10 protein-coding genes are annotated in these 18542 nt (G+C 67.0%); 5 read left to right on the forward strand and 5 right to left on the reverse strand.

The features are described 5' to 3' along the window. Positions 1 to 23 precede the first annotated feature (23 nt). Positions 24 to 1352 carry a glutamate/aspartate:proton symporter GltP gene (gene gltP, locus HWX03_RS06115; protein WP_175820961.1) on the reverse strand — a complete coding sequence of 443 codons (1329 nt, stop codon included), beginning with the start codon at positions 1350 to 1352 and terminating at the stop codon, positions 24 to 26. A 176-nt stretch (positions 1353 to 1528) separates the two neighbouring features. On the opposite strand from gltP, the gene HWX03_RS06120 reads away from it, so the two are divergent. From HWX03_RS06120 to HWX03_RS06130, 3 genes are all read left to right on the forward strand, one after another. Then, complete coding sequence (locus HWX03_RS06120; protein ID WP_175870673.1) at positions 1529 to 2446, forward strand: LysR family transcriptional regulator; 918 nt, start codon at positions 1529 to 1531, stop codon at positions 2444 to 2446. A 233-nt stretch (positions 2447 to 2679) separates the two neighbouring features. Then, the gene (locus tag HWX03_RS06125) at positions 2680 to 3987 is read left to right on the forward strand and encodes a dicarboxylate/amino acid:cation symporter (protein WP_175820959.1); all 1308 of its coding nucleotides are present in this window, start codon (positions 2680 to 2682) and stop codon (positions 3985 to 3987) included. Between the two features lie 13 nt (positions 3988 to 4000). Then, positions 4001 to 4942, forward strand: coding sequence for an amino acid ABC transporter substrate-binding protein (locus HWX03_RS06130; RefSeq protein WP_175870674.1), 942 nt, complete (start codon positions 4001 to 4003; stop codon positions 4940 to 4942). An 88-nt stretch (positions 4943 to 5030) separates the two neighbouring features. On the opposite strand, the gene uvrA is transcribed toward HWX03_RS06130, so the two are convergent. Both uvrA and HWX03_RS06140 read right to left on the reverse strand, forming a co-directional pair. Continuing rightward, positions 5031 to 10925, reverse strand: coding sequence for an excinuclease ABC subunit UvrA (gene uvrA / locus HWX03_RS06135; protein WP_175870675.1), 5895 nt, complete (start codon positions 10923 to 10925; stop codon positions 5031 to 5033). 311 nt (positions 10926 to 11236) lie between these two features. Then, on the reverse strand, positions 11237 to 11452 hold the full coding sequence (locus HWX03_RS06140) for a DUF3820 family protein (RefSeq protein ID WP_175870676.1): 216 nt from the start codon (positions 11450 to 11452) through the stop codon (positions 11237 to 11239). A gap of 212 nt (positions 11453 to 11664) precedes the next feature. Here HWX03_RS06140 and HWX03_RS06145 point away from each other — a divergent pair, with 212 nt between their 5' ends. After that, on the forward strand, positions 11665 to 11853 hold the full coding sequence (locus HWX03_RS06145) for a hypothetical protein (RefSeq protein WP_175820956.1): 189 nt from the start codon (positions 11665 to 11667) through the stop codon (positions 11851 to 11853). A 204-nt stretch (positions 11854 to 12057) separates the two neighbouring features. Here the strand turns inward: HWX03_RS06145 and HWX03_RS06150 are convergent, their stop codons facing one another. Next, complete coding sequence (locus tag HWX03_RS06150) at positions 12058 to 12720, reverse strand: OmpA family protein (RefSeq protein WP_175870677.1); 663 nt, start codon at positions 12718 to 12720, stop codon at positions 12058 to 12060. A 121-nt stretch (positions 12721 to 12841) separates the two neighbouring features. After that, a complete protein-coding gene (locus tag HWX03_RS37190; protein WP_175870678.1) occupies positions 12842 to 17527 on the reverse strand; it encodes a YadA-like family protein in 4686 nt (1561 codons plus the stop codon). Between HWX03_RS37190 and HWX03_RS06160 the strand changes: the two genes are divergently transcribed. Next, complete coding sequence (locus tag HWX03_RS06160; protein ID WP_244132587.1) at positions 17511 to 18044, forward strand: hypothetical protein; 534 nt, start codon at positions 17511 to 17513, stop codon at positions 18042 to 18044. The two genes, HWX03_RS37190 and HWX03_RS06160, sit on opposite strands and share 17 nt — an antisense overlap. The last annotated feature ends 498 nt before the right edge of the window (positions 18045 to 18542 follow it).

Raw genomic sequence — 18542 nt, forward strand, 5'->3', positions numbered from 1 at the left:
GTGCAATGCGTGCATGGCGCCAGTCAGCCGCGCAGCGATTCGACGTACGCGCGGCCCTTTTCCGCGTCGTACCGGCCTTCCCATTTCGCGATGACGAGCGGCGCGAGGGCGTTGCCGACGACGTTCAGCGCGGTGCGGCCCATGTCCATGATCCGGTCGACGCCGGCAATGAACGCGAGCCCTTCGAGCGGCAATCCCGCGCTCGCGAGCGTCGCGAGCATGATCACGAACATGAAGCCCGGCACACCCGCCGCGCCCTTCGACGTGACGACCATGGTCAGCGTCAGCAGCACCTGCTGCTGCCAGCCGAGGTGCACGCCATAGAGCTGCGCGACGAACAGCGTGCCGATGCCGAGATAGATCGATGCGCCGTCGAGATTGAACGTGTAGCCGGTCGGCACCACGAACGTCGTGATGCTCTTCGGCACGCCGTAGTCCTCCATCTTCTTCATCAGTTGCGGCAGCACGGTCGCCGAGCTGCAGGTCGAGAACGCGATGATCAGCTCGTCCTTGATCACGCGCAGCAGCGTCAGGAGGCGGAACCCGAACAGCCGCGCGGTCACGCCGAGCACGGCGATCGCGAACAGCAGGATGGCGAAGTAAGTGACGGCGACCAGCTTCAGCAGCGGCAGCAGCGATCCGAAGCCGAAGCTCGCGACGGTCACCGCGATCAGCGCGCACACGCCGACCGGCGCATAGCGCATCACCATGTTCGTCACCTTGAACATCGCATCGGCGACGCCCTTGAGCATCGCGAGCACCGGCTTGCGATGTTCTTCCGGCACCGACTGCAGCCCGAGCCCGAACAGCAGCGAGAAAAAGATCACCGGCAGCAGGTCGCCCTTCGCCATCGACGCGACGATGTTGTCCGGGATGATGCCGAGCACCAGCGCCATCAGCCCGTGGTGCGCCTGCTGCACCTGTTGCGTGGCCTGCTGGTAACGGGAAATGTCGGTGTGCCCGAGTTGCGACATGTCGGTGCCGACGCCGGGCTGCAGCACGTTGCCGATCACGAGCCCGAGCACGATCGCGATCGTCGTGATCACCTCGAAATAGAGCAGCGTCTTGATGCCGAGGCGGCCGAGCGACTTGCCGTCGCCGACGCCGGCGATGCCGATCACCATGCTCGTGAACACGATCGGCACGACGATCATCCGCACCAGCTTGATGAAGATGTCGCCGGCCGGCTGCAGCAACCCGGACACGGCCGTGTCGCGCAATTGCGGAAACCGGTTCAGCACGAGCCCGGTCGCGATGCCGATGACGAGGCCGATGACGATCTGCCACGCGAGCCCGACGCGCGGCTTGCGGGCCGCGCCGGCGACGGGCGGGGAGTCGATGACGGTGTCCATGCAATCTCCAAAAATGGGGGTTCGATTGAACGATGGGTGCGATGCGGTGCGTTTTCTGGTGAACGCACTCGCCAAGGCGACGCAACGGGAGCACCTTAAACAGCCGAAATATGTAAAAAAAGCGATTTTTAGACATGAGAACATATCGCTTTTATTCATCTATCGAGTGACACGCGATGCTGACGTTCAAGCAGATGGAAGCGCTGTACTGGATCGTGCAGCTCGGCTCGTTCGACGCGGCCGCGACGCGCCTCAACACGACGCAGTCGGCCGTCTCGAAGCGGATCCAGGAGCTCGAACGCGCGTTCGACCTGACCGTGTTCGATCGCGCGCATCGCAGCGCGCGGCTCACCGACAAGGGCGCGGAGCTGTTCGACCATGCGAAGGCATTGCTCGAGCAGCGCGACCGCGTGGTCGAGCGGATGAGTTCGAAGGAGGCGCTGGTGCGGCATGTCCGGATCGGCGTGACCGAACTGACCGCGCTGACGTGGCTGCCGCGCCTGATCGCGGCGATCCAGGCCGCGTATCCGCGCGTGCACGTGGAGGCCGAGGTGGACCTGACCGCGACGCTGCGCGACCGGCTCGCGGCCGACACGATCGATCTGATCGTGGTCCCGCAGATTCATGCGACGGACGCGTTCACGGCGACGGCGGTCGGCGAGGTCGACAACGCGTGGATGTGCGCGGCCGGATTCGTGCCGACGTCCCGGGCCGCCCTTTCGTTGACGGACCTCGCGCGGTTTCCGCTGATCCTGCAGGGGAACCTGTCGGGCACCGGGCACCTGTACACGCGCTTTCTGCAGGAACACGGCGTCGGGACTCAGCGCGTGCTGTCGAGCAACAGCCTGCTCGCGCAGATCGGCCTCACGCTGTCGGGCCTGGGAATCAGCTATCTGCCGAAGGCGTGCGTCGCGCATCTCGTCGCTTGCGACGCGCTGGAGATCGTGCGCACGCAGCCGGCACTGCCGCCGGTTCGCTACGTCGCGCTGCATCGCGCCGAACGCGCCCATTCGTTGACCGCCGAAATCGTCGGGCTCGCGGCGCAGGCGTGCGATTTCAGCACGAGCCTGCTGGATCCGCGGGCGCATGATTAGGACATGGGCGAATGACGCGGCGCCGGTCACTGCCACTCGGCGGCCATCGAGCAGGCGATGTGCTGCGCCGCACCAATCAGCATCCGGTTGCGCCGGCGCGCAGGCACGAAGCGCCACCGGCGCAATCGCCATCGCTAGCGCAAACCCGGACCCGGTTGCACTGTTCATCGCCATTCTGGTCCTGTATCGTCCTCCCATCCCCGATTGCGAAACCGCTGCATGGGAGGCTTACGATGCGAAAAAAGAATGCTGCAGCCGTCTGGATCCTGATCGCGATGGCGGCAGGCATCGCGATCGGCTACATGGTCTTCACGAGCTTTCCGGACAAGAAGGCCGCCGCCGAAGTCGCCGGGTACATCTCGCTCGTCTCCGACGTGTTCCTGCGCCTGATCAAGATGGTGATCGGGCCGCTCGTCTTCTCCACGCTGGTCGTCGGCATCGCGCACATGGGCGACGCGGCCTCGGTCGGACGCGTGTTCGCGAAATCGATCAGCTGGTTCATCACCGCGTCGCTGGTCTCGCTGCTGCTCGGCCTGCTGATGGCGAACCTGCTGCGGCCCGGCGACAATCTCGGCTTGCCGCTGCCGGACATCGGCGCATCCGCGAACCTCGCGACGTCCAAGTTCACGCTGAAGGATTTCGTCGGCCACATGGTGCCGAGGTCGTTCGCCGAGGCGATGGCGAACAACGAAATCCTGCAGATCGTCGTGTTCTCGATGTTCTTCGGCGTCGCGCTCGCCGCGCTCGGCGAACGCGGCAAGATCCTCATCGCCGCGATCGACCAGCTGTCGCACGTGATGCTCAAGATCACCGGCTACGTGATGAAGCTCGCGCCGCTCGCGGTGATGGCCGCGATGGCCGCCACCGTCGCGGTCAACGGGCTGTCGGTACTGCTGAAGTTCGCGGTGTTCATGGGCGACTTCTACCTCAGCCTGTTCCTGCTCTGGGCATTGCTCGTGTGTGCCGGGCTGGTGTTCCTCGGCCCTCGCGTGTTCAAGCTGCTCGCGCTGATCAAGGAAGCGTTCATGCTGTCGTTCGCGACGGCCAGCTCCGAAGCCGCGTACCCGAAGATCCTCGATGCGCTCGACCGTTTCGGCGTAAAGCGCAAGATCTCGAGCTTCGTGATGCCGATGGGCTATTCGTTCAACCTCGACGGGTCGATGATGTACTGCACGTTCGCGTCGCTGTTCATCGCGCAGGCATACAACATGCACCTGTCGCTCGGCACGCAGATCACGATGCTGCTGGTCCTGATGCTCACGTCGAAGGGGATGGCCGGCGTGCCGCGTGCCTCGCTCGTCGTGATCGCGGCCACGCTGCACCAGTTCGGGCTTCCGGAGGCCGGGCTGCTGCTGATTCTCGGCGTCGACACGTTCCTCGACATGGGCCGCTCGGCCACCAATGCGGTGGGCAACTCGATCGCGAGCGCGGTGGTCGCGAAATGGGAAGGCCAGCTCCTGTCGGAAGCGGAAGCCGAAGCCAACGCGGCGCGCATCGAAGCGGAACAGGACGCGACGATCGCACATCCGACGGAAGTCTGACGGAGGCTCGGCGATGAAGATGCAGCGATTCTGGCGTGCGCTCGCGCTCGCGGGCCTGCTCGCCACGGGCGCGGCCGCGCGCGCGGAAGATGCGCCGTCGACGCAGCCGCGCGTCGAGCCCTTCGTGCCGGCCCAACTGACCGGCACGCTCGCGAAGGTGCGCGGCAGCGGCACGATCGCGCTCGGCTATCGCGACGCGTCGATCCCGTTCTCGTACCTGAACGCGCGCAACCAGCCGATCGGCTATTCGATCGAGCTGTGCAAGGCGCTCGTATCGTCGATCGAGGATGCGATCAACCGGAGCCTGACGATCCGCTGGGTGCCGGTCACGTCCGACAATCGCATCGACGCGGTGGTCAGCGGGAAGGTCGATCTGGAATGCGGTTCCACGACCAGCAACCTCGAGCGCCAGAAGCGCGTGGCGTTCTCGCCGATCATCTTCGTGGCCGGCACGAAGGTGATGGTGAAACGAGGCGCGCCGATCCACTCGTTCCGCGATCTCGCGGGCAAGAAAGTCGCGGTGACGGCCGGTACGACCAACGAGAAGGCGCTGCGCGACCTGAACGAACGGTTCAGGCTCGGGATCCAGCTACAGGTGGTGCCGGACCATGCGCAGGGCTTCGCGCTCGTCGCGAACGGCGGCGCCGACGCGTTCGCGACGGACGACGTGCTGCTGTATGGCCTGATCGCCGAAAATGCGGCCAAGGGCGGCCAGTACGACGTGGTGGGCGACTTCCTGTCCTACGACCCGTACGGAATCATGTTCCGCAAGGACGATCCACAGCTTGCGCAGCTCGTGAAAAGCACGCTCCAGGAACTGGCCGCCGATGGCGAGATCGCACGTCAATACAAGCGCTGGTTCCTGCGTCCGCTTCCGTCGGGCTTGAGTCTCAACCTGCCGATGAGCCCGCAACTAGAGACCATCATCGAGACGATCGGCGTGAAGGGGGAATGAGCGGCGTCGACATGAACGACGAATGACGAACCAGGAGCGGCCCCGATGCCTCATGAGGCACCGGGGCCGCTCGCCGGAAGCACCGCGTTCAGCCGACCCGCGCCGCGCCCTGCTGCTCCGCTTCGGCGCCTTCGCTGGCCGTTCGCGCCAGCACCGGCTTCAGCGCCTGCCCGGTATGGCTTGCCTTCACCTGCGCGAGCGCTTCCGGCGACGCCGCCGCGACGATCGTGCCGCCGCCCACGCCGCCTTCCGGCCCGAGATCGATGATCCAGTCGGCTTCCGCGATCACGTCGAGGTCATGCTCGATCACGACGACGCTATGCCCCGCATCCACTAACCGGTGCAGCACGCGAATCAGCTTCGCGACGTCCGCCATGTGCAGGCCGACCGTCGGTTCGTCGAGCACGTACAGCGTGTGCGGCGCCTTCTGGCCGCGCCGCGTGATGTCGTCGCGCACCTTCGTCAGCTCGGTGACGAGCTTGATGCGCTGCGCTTCGCCGCCGGACAGCGTCGGCGACGGCTGGCCGAGCGTCAGATAGCCGAGCCCGACATCCTTCATCAATTGCAGCGGATGCGCGATGTTCGAAATCGGCGCGAAGAATTCCACCGCCTCGTCGATCTCCATCGTCAGCACGTCGCCGATGTTCCGGCCGCGCCACGTGACGGCGAGCGTTTCCGGATTGAAGCGCTGCCCGTGGCACACGTCGCACGGCACCTTCACGTCGGGCAGGAAGCTCATGCCGATCGTGCGCACGCCTTGCCCTTCGCAGGCCGGGCAGCGCCCGTCGCCGGTATTGAACGAGAAACGCGATGCCGTATAGCCGCGTGCGCGCGCTTCGAGCGTATCGGCGAACAGCTTGCGGATGGTGTCCCACACGCCGATATAGGTGGCCGGGCACGAACGCGGCGTCTTGCCGATCGGCGTCTGGTCGACCTCGAGCACGCGATCGATCTGCTCCCAGCCGCTCAGCGACTCGCAGCCCTGCCACGCATGCGTGACGTTCAGCGACGGCCGCGGTGCGCTGCGCGCGAGCACGCTCGAGCGGCGGTTGGCGGCCGGCGCGTCCTGCTGCGCAGCCTTGCGCGCACGCCGCGTGGCCGGCGACGACAGTACCGAGCGGCCAACCGCGTCGAGCAGGTTCGTCATCAGCACGTCGCGCGCGAGCGTCGATTTGCCCGAGCCGCTGACACCCGTCACCGCGACGAGCCGCGCGAGCGGAATGCCGACCGTGACGTCGCGCAGGTTGTGCAGCCGGGCGCCATGCACGGTCAGCCAGGCTTCCGGCACGGCCGCCCCGCCCTTCTTGCCCGGCAGGCTCACGCTGCGGCGCGGCTGCAGCGGGTGCAGCATCGGCTGCGCGAGCAGGCGCCCCGTCACCGAATCGGCCTGTGCGGCGAGATCGGCGACCGCGCCCTGCGCGACCAGCGTGCCGCCGCGCTTGCCGGCGCCCGGGCCGACGTCGATGATGTGATCCGCGCGGCGGATCGTGTCCTCGTCATGCTCGACGACGACCAGCGTGTTGCCCTTGTCGCCAAGCTTGCGCAATGCGTCGAGCAGAATCTGATTGTCGCGCGAATGCAGGCCGATCGTCGGCTCGTCGAGCACGTAGCAGACGCCCTGCAGGTTGCTGCCGAGCTGCGCGGCTAGCCGGATACGCTGCGCTTCGCCGCCCGACAGGCTCGGCGCCGCGCGGTCGAGGCTCAGGTAGCCGAGCCCGACTTCCTCGAGGAACGCGAGGCGGCTGCCGATCTCGCTGACGATGTCGCGCGCGATCTGCGCGTCGCGGCCGGTCAGTTCGAGCGTATCGATCCAGCGGCGCGTATCGGACACCGTCCATTGCGCGACCTCGACGATCGGATGCGCGTCGAACGTGACCGCGCGCGCCGACGGGTTCAGCCGCGTGCCGTGGCAATCCGGGCACGGCTCGTTGCCGACGCCTTCCGGCTCCTGCTCGTCCGACGGCAAGGTTTGCTCGCGGCCGCGGCCGTCCTCGGCCAGCACCGTGTCGTCGTACGCGGCGCGCTGTTCGCGCGTGAGCGTGACGCCGGTGCCGACGCAGGTCGTGCACCAGCCGTGCTTGCTGTTGTACGAGAACATCCGCGGGTCGAGCTCCGGGTAGCTCGTGCCGCACACCGGGCACGCACGCTTGACCGACAGCACCTTGACCGCGCCGACCCGCGCGGTCGAATGCTCGTTCCGCATCGCATCGTGCAGCCCGTCGAGCGGCGCGAGCAGGTGCATCACGCCCTTGCCGAGCTCGAGCGTCTCGTCGAGACTGCGCCGCAACTCGGCCTCGTTGTCCGGCGACACGACGAGATCGGCCACCGGCAATTCGATCGTGTGCTCACGGAAGCGGTCGAGCTTCGGCCACGGATCGACCGTGACGAACTCGCCGTCGACGCGCAGATGCGTGCTGCCGCGCGCCTTCGCCCACTTCGCGAGATCCGTATACACGCCCTTGCGGTTGACGACGAGCGGCGCGAGCAGCCCGACGTGTTCGCCGCGATGATCGCGCAGCAGTTGCGCGGCGATCGATTCGACGGATTGCGACGTGACCGGCGTGCCGTCGTGGATACAGTGCTGCAGCCCGAGCTTCACGTACAGCAGCCGCAGGAAGTGCCACACCTCGGACGTGGTCGCGACCGTGCTCTTGCGCCCGCCGCGCGACAGCCGCTGCTCGATCGCGACGGTCGGCGGAATGCCGTACACCGCGTCGACCTCGGGGCGGCCGGCCGGCTGCACGATCGAGCGCGCATATGCGTTCAACGATTCGAGATAGCGGCGCTGGCCTTCGTGGAACAGGATGTCGAACGCAAGCGTCGACTTGCCGGACCCCGACACGCCGGTGATCACGTTGAACTTGCCGTGCGGGATGTCGACGTCGAGCGACTTCAGGTTGTGCTCGCGCGCGTTGACGATCCGCACGACGTCCTCGCCCTCGATCGCACGGCGCGCGCGCGCCGCGTTCAGCACGGCCTGCAGCGGCGCGCCTTCGTCGGCCACCGCCGCTTCGCCATCCATCGCGTGATCGTACTGCAGCAGCGCCACGCCGGTATGCGATTCGGCGCAGGCCTTCACGTCGTCCGGCGTGCCCGCGCACAACACGAGGCCGCCGCCGTCGCCGCCTTCCGGGCCGAGATCGATCAGCCAGTCGGCCGCGCGGATCACGTCGAGGTTGTGTTCGATCACGATCAGCGAATGGCCGGCCGCGAGCAGCTTGCCGAACGCCTGCATCAGCTTCGCGATGTCGTCGAAGTGCAGCCCGGTGGTCGGCTCGTCGAACATGAACAGCTTCGCGCGCGCGATGCGCGCCTCTTCCGTCGCGACCCGGCGCCCGTTGGCCGCCGCCGCCGACTCGGCGAGGAAACCGGCGAGCTTCAGGCGCTGCGCTTCGCCGCCCGACAGCGTCGGCACCGGCTGGCCGAGCTTCACGTATTCGAGGCCGACGTCGACGATCGGCTGCAGCACGCGCAACACCTCGGCATCGGTCGCGAAGAACGCGGCCGCTTCGCTGACGGTCAGGTCGAGCACGTCGGCGATGTTCAGCGCGCGGCCGTCGCGCTCGATGCGCACTTCGAGAATTTCGGCGCGATAGCGGCTGCCGTCGCAATCGGGGCAACGCAGGTAGACGTCGCTCAGGAACTGCATTTCGATGTGCTCGAAGCCCGAGCCGCCGCAGGTCGGGCAACGGCCGTCGCCCGAGTTGAAGCTGAATGTGCCGGCGCCGTAGCCGCGCTGCAGCGCGAGCGGCGCCTTCGCGAACAGCTTGCGGATTTCGTCGAACGCGCCGACGTAGCTGGCCGGGTTCGAGCGCGTGGTCTTGCCGATCGGCGACTGGTCGACGAACACGACGTCGCCGACCTGGTCGGCGCCCGTCAGGCTGCGGAACGCGCCCGGCGATTCGGTCGCCTTGCCGTGGTGCCGCGCCATCGCCGGGTACAGCACGTCCTGCAGTAGCGTGGATTTGCCGGAGCCGGATACGCCCGTCACGCACACGAGCCGCTGCAGCGGAATCTCGACCGTGACGTCGCGCAGGTTATGCTCGGTCGCGCCTTCGAGCACGATGCGCGGCGTGTTGGCGTCGACCACGCGGCGCTGCCAGTTCGACGCGTGCGCGACCTGCTTGCGGCCGCCGAGATACTCGCCCGTCAGCGTGGGCGCCGAACGGATGTCGCCCGGCGTGCCGTCATAGACGATCGTGCCGCCGCGTTCGCCCGGGCCGGGGCCCATGTCGATCAACCGATCGGCCGCGAGCATCACCGACGGATCGTGCTCGACGACGACCAGCGTGTTGCCCGCGTCGCGCAGCCGTTGCATCGCCTCGACGATCCGCGTGAGATCGCGCGGATGCAGCCCGATGCTCGGCTCGTCGAGCACGAACAGGGTTTTCGTGAGGGACGTGCCGAGCGCCGTCGTCAGGTTGATCCGCTGCACCTCGCCGCCCGACAGCGTGCGGCTCTGCCGGTCGAGCGTCAGGTAGCCGAGCCCGACGTCGCACAGGTATTTCAGGCGTGTGCGCACTTCGGCGAGCAGCAGCTTCAATGCATCGTCGAGCAGCGCGCTCGGCAGCACGATTTCGTCGAAGAAGCGCCGGATGCGCTCGATCGGCAGCAGCATCAGGTCGTGCACGGTCAGGCCCGGCAGCGCTTCGAGCTGCGCGCGGCTCCAGTCGACGCCGCGCGGCATGAAGCGATCGGCCGGCGCGAGCACGCCGTCGGCATTCTCCTTCGAGCCGAGCCGCCATTGCAGCGATTCCGTCTTCAGGCGCGCGCCGCCGCACACGTCGCATGGCGTGTAGCTGCGGTATTTCGACAGCAGCACGCGGATATGCATCTTGTACGCTTTCGATTCGAGGTAGCCGAAGAAGCGCTTCACGCCGTACCACTGGCTCTGCCACTTGCCGTTCCAGTCCGGCGAACCGTTGACGACCCAGTCGCGCTCGGCATCCGTCAGCTCGGACCACGCCACGTCGCGGCGAATGCCGGCCTTCGCCGCATAGCGCATCAGGTCGTCCTGACACTCTTTCCACGCGGGCGTCTGCATCGGCTTGATCGCGCCGCCGCGCAGCGTCTTGCGCGCGTCGGGAATCACGAGGCCGAGATCGACGCCGATCACGCGGCCGAAGCCGCGGCAGGTTTCGCACGCGCCGTACGCCGAGTTGAACGAGAACAGCGCGGCTTGCGGCTCCGCGTAGCGCAGGTCGCTGTCGGGATCGTGCAAGCCGGTGGAGAAGCGCCACACCTGCGGCTCGGCGGTGGCGTTTTCCGCGTCCGGCGCCAGCACGTACACGTTCACGCGGCCGCCGCCGCGCTTCAGCGACGCCTCGATCGCCTCGACCACCCGCACCTTGTCGGCCTGCTGCACGCGGAAACGGTCGGCCACCACGTCGAGCACCTTGCGCGGCCCGGTGGGCGACGCGACTTCGCGCTGCGCCTGCACGCGCGTGTAGCCGCTCGCCGACAGCCACTGCGCGATTTCCTCGTCGGACACCGCTTCCGGCAATTCGACCGGGAACGTGACGACGACGCGCGGATCGTCGGCCTGCGTACGCGCGACGAGCTCCGCGTAGATCGTTTCAGGCGTGTCGTGCCGCACCTGCCGCGCGGTCTGGCGGTCGAACAGCTCGGCCGCGCGCGCGTACAGCAGCTTCAGGTGGTCGTTCAGCTCGGTCATCGTGCCGACGGTCGACCGCGAGCTGCGAACCGGGTTGGTCTGGTCGATCGCGATCGCGGGCGGCACGCCGTCGACGCGGTCGACCTGCGGGCGATCCATCCGGTCGAGGAACTGCCGCGCGTATGCGCTGAACGTTTCGACGTAGCGCCGCTGGCCTTCCGCGTACAGCGTGTCGAACACGAGACTCGACTTGCCGGAGCCCGACGGGCCGGTCACGACCGTCATTTCGCCGGTGCGCAGGTCGAGATCGAGATTCTTGAGGTTGTGCTGACGTGCTCCGCGAATGCGGATCAGATTGCTGGATGACAATTTGCCTGCCCGTCTGAATGAGTTAGCCGGAATTCACGGTGCCGAAACGCTGCGGCGGATGCCCGCAGGCGCGGCGCGGGCCGCGACAAGTGATGCCCGCGCGGCCCGGGTTCGACGGATACTATACTGTATATTCATACAGTTTTCCATGAACGGACGAATGCGTTAAAGCGCTCCAGATCACGCCTGGCTTCGGGTCGACGAGATTGGTTTTTCGTCCGCACCGCGGCATGTGACGCCGCGCTCGAGCGCGCACGACATCGCCGCGTTGCAGTCAACGCGCTGGGCGACCGGCCGGGCGCGATGCCGCGCTACCCGGGTTTGCGCAGCGGCTCCAGCAGGTGCCGCAAGCCGTTATGGTCGATCTCGTGCATCAGCGCGAGCTGGCGGCCGAGTTCGCCGCGCGGGAACCCTTCGCGAGCCATCCAGTTGAGATAAGGTCCGGGCAGGTCGGCAATGAGTCGGCCCTGGTACTTTCCGAAGGGCATGGTGACGGCGACAAGGCATTCAAGATCGGGGGCGCGCATGCGCGTATTGTGCACGGCTTTCTGCTCTCCCGCGCGTCACGGCCGCGCCGCGCGCTCGCCGGTCCACGCCGGCCCACGGCCGCGAATCCGGCCCTTCACGGCAGGCCGAATCGACAAACCGGCCCCGCTTGACGGCCGGGATTCGCGTCGGCCGCCGACTTCGTTCCTGCCTGCTAGACTGAAACTTCCCCCTGCAAACCATGGAGGGAACCTTGACGTCCATCTATGTCGTGAAGACCGGCGAGCAGTTCCTGTGCACCGCCGAGGACGGCGATATCGGCATGGCGCCGGCCATCGAAGACGCCGCATCCTTTGGTTCGTATGACGAAGCAGAGAAAGTCGCGAGCGCGCATGCCGACCCGGGATACGAGATCGTGGCCGTCTGCGTGATCAGGCACTGAGCGCCGATCCACGGCCCGGTGCGGATGGCGATCCGCGTGCCGACGCAAGCCGCCGCGCGGCGGCCTCGTCGTCCACGCGACGGACACCGCATGCGCACGCCGCGACGGGCCTTTCGCGCCGCCGCGGTCTGCGTCGAGCATCGTTGCCGCAAGCGAGCCGCCCCGCTTCGGCGGCTACGCCTGCGGCAACCCGGTCGCAGCGTCCTACTTCTGCAGCGAGATTTCCACACGACGATTGCGCGCGCGCCCTTCGGCGGTATCGTTCGACGCCGCCGGATTGGCTTCCCCGTGACCGGTCGCGGCAAACGCATCCGCTTTCAGCCCGTGCTCGCGCAAATACCCGGCGACGGCATTCGCCCGACGCTTCGACAGCGCCTGATTGTGCGCATCCGAACCGGTCGCGTCGGTATAGCCGTCCACTTCCACGCGCGCGAAATGCCGGTCGGCCTGCTGGTTCAGCAGCGTGTCGAGCGCGGCGGTGGCCGCGGGCGTCAGCACGGCCGAGTCGGTCGCGAAATACGCATCGCCGGTCAGGCTCACCTTCTCGACCGGCGCGGGCGCCGGCGCGACGGCCGCGGCGGCCGGCGCGGGCGCCGCACCGCACTGGAACACGATCGAATGCGGATCGGCGCCGTCGCGGTACGGCGTGGTGGTGTCGACCAGGCGCACGGGCTCGTTGCCGCACATGCGCGTCGCGACCTTCATGCAGGTCTTCGCGGTCGACAGGATGCCGTGGCAGTCGACCTGGAACGTCCGGATGCCGTTTCGCGACTGCAGTTCGTAGGCGTTGTACGTCGGCCCCGACGCACTCGAACAGGCCGTGAGGGAAACGACGGACGCCAGCAGGGCAAGATGGATGTTTTTCACTTGATGACTCCGAGAATGCGATGGGCGCAGCGTGCGGCGCAGCCGCACGCGCATGCGTTTGCGTTTGCGTTCGGCGCGGTCCGCTCCGGCCACGCGTGCCGGAACGAACCGCTGCGCGCGATCACTTCCACTGATACAGCATGCCCGCGCCGACGACGCGCTGGCTGCCTGCGAAGCCGCCGTTCAGCGTCGCCTTCAGGTTCTCCGTGATGCGCGCCTGCGCGCCGACCGCCATGGCCTTCTGGCCCTGGAACGTCGCCGTGCCGACCCCCATCGCGAAGTTCGAATCGCGGTCCATGTGCGGGATCGACGCCATCGCGGCGGTCGCGGCGATCCCCTCGCGGGCCATCGAATCCGTTTGCTGGATCTGCTGCTGCATCTGCGTGAGCTGGTTGTTGACCGTGTTCAGCGACTGCGTGAACTGGTTCGACACCGCATTCAACTGGTTCACGTTCACCGCGTCGGTGCCCTGCGTACCGGCCGCGACGTTCACGACCTGCCGCGCCGAATCCGCCGAGCCGACCGCAACCACGTTCGAGCGACCGCCGTCGTTGCTGCCCGTGCCGATCGCGGCCGAGTTGTTGCCCGATGCCGTCGAGCCCACACCGATCGCGGTGGAGCCGTTGCCCGACGCGAGCGAACTGTTGCCGACCGCCGTGCTGTTCGAGCCCGATGCGACCGCCCCCGAACCGCCCGCCGACGAATTCGGGCCGGTCGAGCCCGGCGGCACGTTCGCGCCGTTCGGGTTCGTCGTGTACTGCCCGCCGAGGTTGCTCGTGCGCTGGTCGATCAGCGTCGTCAACTGATTCGCGACCGAATCGAGCTGCGATACGTTCACCGCGTCGGTGCCGCTCTTGCCGGCGGCCAGCCCGGTGATCTGGCGATTGCCGATGTTCACTTCGCCGGCCGACGACTGCGGGCTGCTCAGCCCGTACGCGACGTAGTTGGTCAGCGCGCCGACCGTGGTCAGCGAACCGGCGCCGAGCGCCACGCTGTTCGCGAACGTCGCCGACGCACCGGCGCCGAGCGCGAGCGCATCGGTCGCCGTGCTGCGCGCACCCGAGCCGAGCGCGACGCTGCCCACGCTGACTGCCACCGCGTTGGCGCCCTGCGCGACCGACTGCGCGCCGGTCGCCGTCGCGCCGCTGCCGAGTGCGATTGCGTCGGCTTGCGCGGAACTCGCCGCCTGGCCGATCGCGACCCCGCCCGGCGCGGTCTGGTCGACGATCGCGCCGTTGCCGATGCCCACGCCGTTGTCGCCGTTGACGACCGTCGTCGGCCCGACCGCGACCGAATCCGCACCGACGGCGAGCGAGTCCGCCGCCGTCGAATTCGCGTGGAAGTACTTCTGGCCCGTGACCGCGAACGATTGCAGCGCGCCGGTCAGCTGGCGCACCGTCACCGCGTCCTGCTGGCCGGTGCCGTCGGCTACGTTGGTGATCTGGCGGTACGTCTTGCTCGTCGCATCGCCGACCGACACCGCGCCGAGCAGCGTCTGGTCGGTCGTGTTGAACGGGATCGACGCGGTGCCGTTGCGGATGATCCCGGACGCCGGCACCGTCGCGCGGTCGGCCACCGAGCCCGAGCCGAGCGCGATGCTGCCGTCCACCTTCGAGATCGCGTTCGGGCCGATCGCCACGCTGTCGACGCCCACCGCCTGGCTGTCCGGCGCGGTCGAGTTCGCGTGGAAGTACTTGATGCCCTTCGCGTTGATGTTGTCGATCGCCGAGCCGACGTTGTTGTTGATCGTCGTCGAGCCGTCGCTGTTGTACGTCACGTACGACGGCGCCGAGATCGCGCCGGTAGTCGGATCGTAGGTGGCGCCGCCGCCGATCGCGCCGGCCGTGCTGTTGCCGAGGTTCGTGTTGTTGTTCGCGATCGAGCTCAGGCCCGTCGACAGCGAACTGATCCCGGTCGACGTGGCGGTCGACAGCGAAGTCAGGTTGCTGTTCGTCGAGCTCAGGCCGGTGGACAGCGAGCCGACGATCGTCGACGTCGACGTGGACAGCGACGTGATCGAGCTGTTGGTCGAACTCAAGCCGGTGGACAGCGAGCCGACGACGGTCGATGTCGACGTGGACAGCGAGGTCAGGTTGCTGTTCGTCGAACTCAGGCCGGTGGACAGTGAACTGATGCCCGTCGACGTTGAAGTCGACAGTGACGTCACCGTGCTGTTGGTCGAGCTCAGGCCAGTTGACAGCGAGCTGATGCCCGTCGACGTTGAAGTCGACAGCGACGTCACCGTGCTGTTGGTCGAGCTCAGGCCAGTTGACAGCGAGCTGATGCCCGTCGACGTCGACGTGGACAATGACGTCACCGAGCTATTGGTCGAACTCAGGCCGGTCGACAACGAGCCGACGACCGTCGATGTCGACGTGGACAACGACGTCACCGAGCTGTTCGTCGAGCTCAGGCCGGTGGACAGCGAGCCGATACCCGTAGACGTCGACGTGGACAGCGACGTGATCGAACTATTGGCCGACGACAGGCCCGTCGATGTGGACGTCGACAGCGACGTGACCCTGCTGTCGGTCGAGCTCAACCCTGTGGACAACGAACTGATGCCCGTCGAGGTCGAGGTGGACAACGACGTGATCGAACTATTGGCCGACGACAGGCCCGTCGATGTGGAGGTCGACAGCGACGTCACCGTGCTGTTTGTCGAACTCAGGCCGGTCGACAGCGAACTGATGCCCGTCGAGGTCGACGTGGACAACGACGTGATCGAACTATTGGCCGACGACAGGCCCGTCGATGTGGAGGTCGACAGCGACGTCACCGAGCTGTTGGTCGAACTCAGGCCGGTGGACAGCGAACTGATGCCCGTCGATGTCGACGTGGACAACGACGTTACCGAACTATTGGTCGAACTCAAACCGGTCGACAACGAACTGATACCGGTCGACGTCGACGTGGACAGCGACGTCATCGAACTATTGGTCGAACTCAAACCGGTCGACAGCGAACTGATACCGGTCGACGTCGAGGTGGACAACGACGTCACCGAACTATTGGTCGAACTGAGCCCCGTCGACAACGACGAAACCCCGGTCGACAACGACGTGATGCTCGACGCCGTCGACGTCGACAGCGAATCGAGCGCCGTGTTCGTCGCGGCGAGTTGCGACCCGTTGATCGCATCCGTGCTCGACGAATCGATGCGCCCGGCCGCGACGTTGGTGATCTGGCGCTCGCTGCCTGCTTTACCGACACTGACGACGCTGGTCGGGTTGATGCCGTTGAAGTTGTACGTGACGCCGCCGATGACCGCGCTGGCCGTCGGATTCGGCGCGGCCGTCGTCGATCCCGAGCCGAGCGCGACATCGTTTGCGTTGTTGGCCACGGCCGATGCGCCGAACGCGACCGCCCCCGCCGCCGCTGCCGTCGACGTGTTGCCGAGCGCCAGCGAACCCGTGCCCTGCGCGTTGTTGGTATTGCCGATCGCGACCGCACCGTCGCCGTTCGCGGTGTTGTTCGACCCCATCGTGACCGCGCCGGTGCCGATCGCGGTGCTCGGATCGCCGATCGCCACCGCGCCGTTGCCGCTCACCGTCTGGCCGAAGCCGAGCGCGACGGCGCCGATACCGCCCAGCACCTTCGAGCCGTAACCGCCCGCGACAGAACCCGCCCCTGCCGCCGCGGCAACCGAGTTGGAATCGCCGATCGCCACGGTCGAACTCGCCGCCGCGACACTGTTGATGCCGACCGCCGTCGCATTCGTGGCCGACGCCGTCGCGCCGGGGCCCAGCGCGGTCGCGGATACGCCGCTGCCGAGCGCGAGATTGCCGAGCGCAATCGCGAACTGCTGCGTCGCGGTCGACTGCACGCCCATCGCGATCGAACTGAGACCCGACGCATTCGCATTCAGGCCGAATGCCAGCGCATTGTCCGCGCCGGCACTCGTGTTCGAGCCCATCGCGATCGAACTCGTGCCGAGCGACTGCGTGCCCGACCCAGGCACACCCGCGGTGCCGCCCCAGCCGATCGCAATCGACGAGGTGCCCTTCGCGCCGCTGTTGACACCCATCGCGACGCCGGAATTACCGGTCGCCAGTGCACCGCTGCCGACGGCCACGCCTGCCGCGCCGGTACTCGTCGCCTGATTGCCGACAGCAACCGCGCCCGTATCGGTCGCATGCGTCGCATAGCCGAGCGCGACGCTCTGCGCGCCGGCCGCGCTCGCGCCGAGACCCAGCGCGGCCGCATACTGGCCGGATGCCAGCGCGTTATTGCCCAACCCCACTGCGGAAACACCGGTCGCCGCCGCGCCGCTGCCCATCGCCACCGAGCCGCTTTGGGTCGCGCTCGACAGGTTGCCGATCGCGACCGAATAGGCACCCGAACCAATCGCCTGCACGCCGAGCGCCGAGCTGTTGATGCCGGTCGCCTGCGAGTTGATGCCGACCGCCGTCGACGCGTCAGCCATCGCATGCGCGCCCGGGCCCAGCGCCGTGGCCGACACGCCTTGCGCCGTCGACAGGTTGCCCAGCGCGGTGGAATTCTGCTGCGCGGCAGTCGAACCGAGGCCGATCGAGATCGCCGTCACACCGCCCGACGCAGTACCGCCATCCGGCGCGTACTGCGCATGGGCGCCCACATGGAACAGCGCGAGATACGCGGACGCCATCAGCATGGCGAGCCGCCGCGGCGAAGGCATGCCCGCGTGTGTCGAACCGCCCGCGCTCGCGGCATGCGCCGCCGCGTGGCGCGACGACGCCACACGCTTGCCGCGCGCCCGGTCAAGCTCCGAAGCCGCAACCCAGGCCCCCAATGCTTCGTTCCAGATCGACTTGAACGACTTGTTCATCTTGTGTTCCCTCGGTTCTCATGTGCTGGATGACGCAACAGCGAACGCGGCGTCAGGCGAAGCGCGGACCCTCTCCGCTTTCGCCTGCCTCGCGACGCTCCGCTTCTCACTTCGTATTACTAATAAAAACTACGAACAGCATTGCCCGACACGCTCGACCCATATCGCGAGCGCACGACCGATCGCCGCGCATGCCCGTTCGGCACGATGCGCGATGGCGATCGCCGGTTATCGATTCACGGAAGTCGACATCGCCTGCCCGGCGGCGACATGGCGCACGACGCGTCGCGAATCCGCACGCGCGCACACCGTCGCACCCGCCGAAGGGCGACGTCGAAACTCATCGGAAAAGCGTCGCTCGGACGCTGGACGAACGGACGCCGGCCCGCATCGCGGGCGGCCCGTCATCTTTCATTCAGGCGGCGAAAGGCGCCATGCAGTCCCCGGGTCTGAAGCATGCGCCGCCGGATCGCTGACGCCGACAGCCGGCACCGGATCGATCGACCCGACGCCCTGACCTGCCATGCTTGTCGTATTCATATTTTTCGTATCCGCCTGATTCGATAGCGCACCGCGCGCGGCCGCCGGATCGATCAAATCGCCCGGCGGCCCACGCGAAGTCACTCACCCCTTTCCGTCCGGCCGGCAACCGGCTTTTCCGGATTTCCGGAAAAAAACCGGCCACTCGCCGAACGACCCCGGCACCGAATTAATCGATCGAATTTGCTTGACGATTTCTTTTCGCCCGATGCCTCACACCCAGACCCATCTCGTCATTTCGCGACTCATCTTGTATATCGAAAAATTTCGCGAATTATGACGTTTGCATTACCCTCGTGCCCGTTATTCTTTTGTTACCGCCGTCTCATTATCCGGGAATGCCATCATCCAATGTGACATTGAATATCGGCTACCCTGAAAGCGACGGCGACAGCAATTTTTACGGCAACCGGAAGCATCCAAAGAACCGACTCCAGTCGCGCTGGGGCTAGTGTGCCGACATTCGTCCAAACAA

This window comes from Burkholderia sp. BCC0397, from assembly GCF_902832865.1.
GTDB lineage: Bacteria > Pseudomonadota > Gammaproteobacteria > Burkholderiales > Burkholderiaceae > Burkholderia.

Bases quoted from the DNA above. Each gene is read 5' to 3' on its own strand.
- HWX03_RS06140 (WP_175870676.1), bottom strand. From the start codon at position 11,452: ATGCGCGCCCCCGATCTTGAATGCCTTGTCGCCGTCACCATGCCCTTC.
- gltP (WP_175820961.1), bottom strand. From the start codon at position 1,352: ATGGACACCGTCATCGACTCCCCGCCCGTCGCCGGCGCGGCCCGCAAG.
- HWX03_RS37190 (WP_175870678.1), bottom strand. From the start codon at position 17,527: ATGAACAAGTCGTTCAAGTCGATCTGGAACGAAGCATTGGGGGCCTGG.
- HWX03_RS06120 (WP_175870673.1), top strand. From the start codon at position 1,529: ATGCTGACGTTCAAGCAGATGGAAGCGCTGTACTGGATCGTGCAGCTC.
- HWX03_RS06125 (WP_175820959.1), top strand. From the start codon at position 2,680: ATGCGAAAAAAGAATGCTGCAGCCGTCTGGATCCTGATCGCGATGGCG.
- HWX03_RS06130 (WP_175870674.1), top strand. From the start codon at position 4,001: ATGAAGATGCAGCGATTCTGGCGTGCGCTCGCGCTCGCGGGCCTGCTC.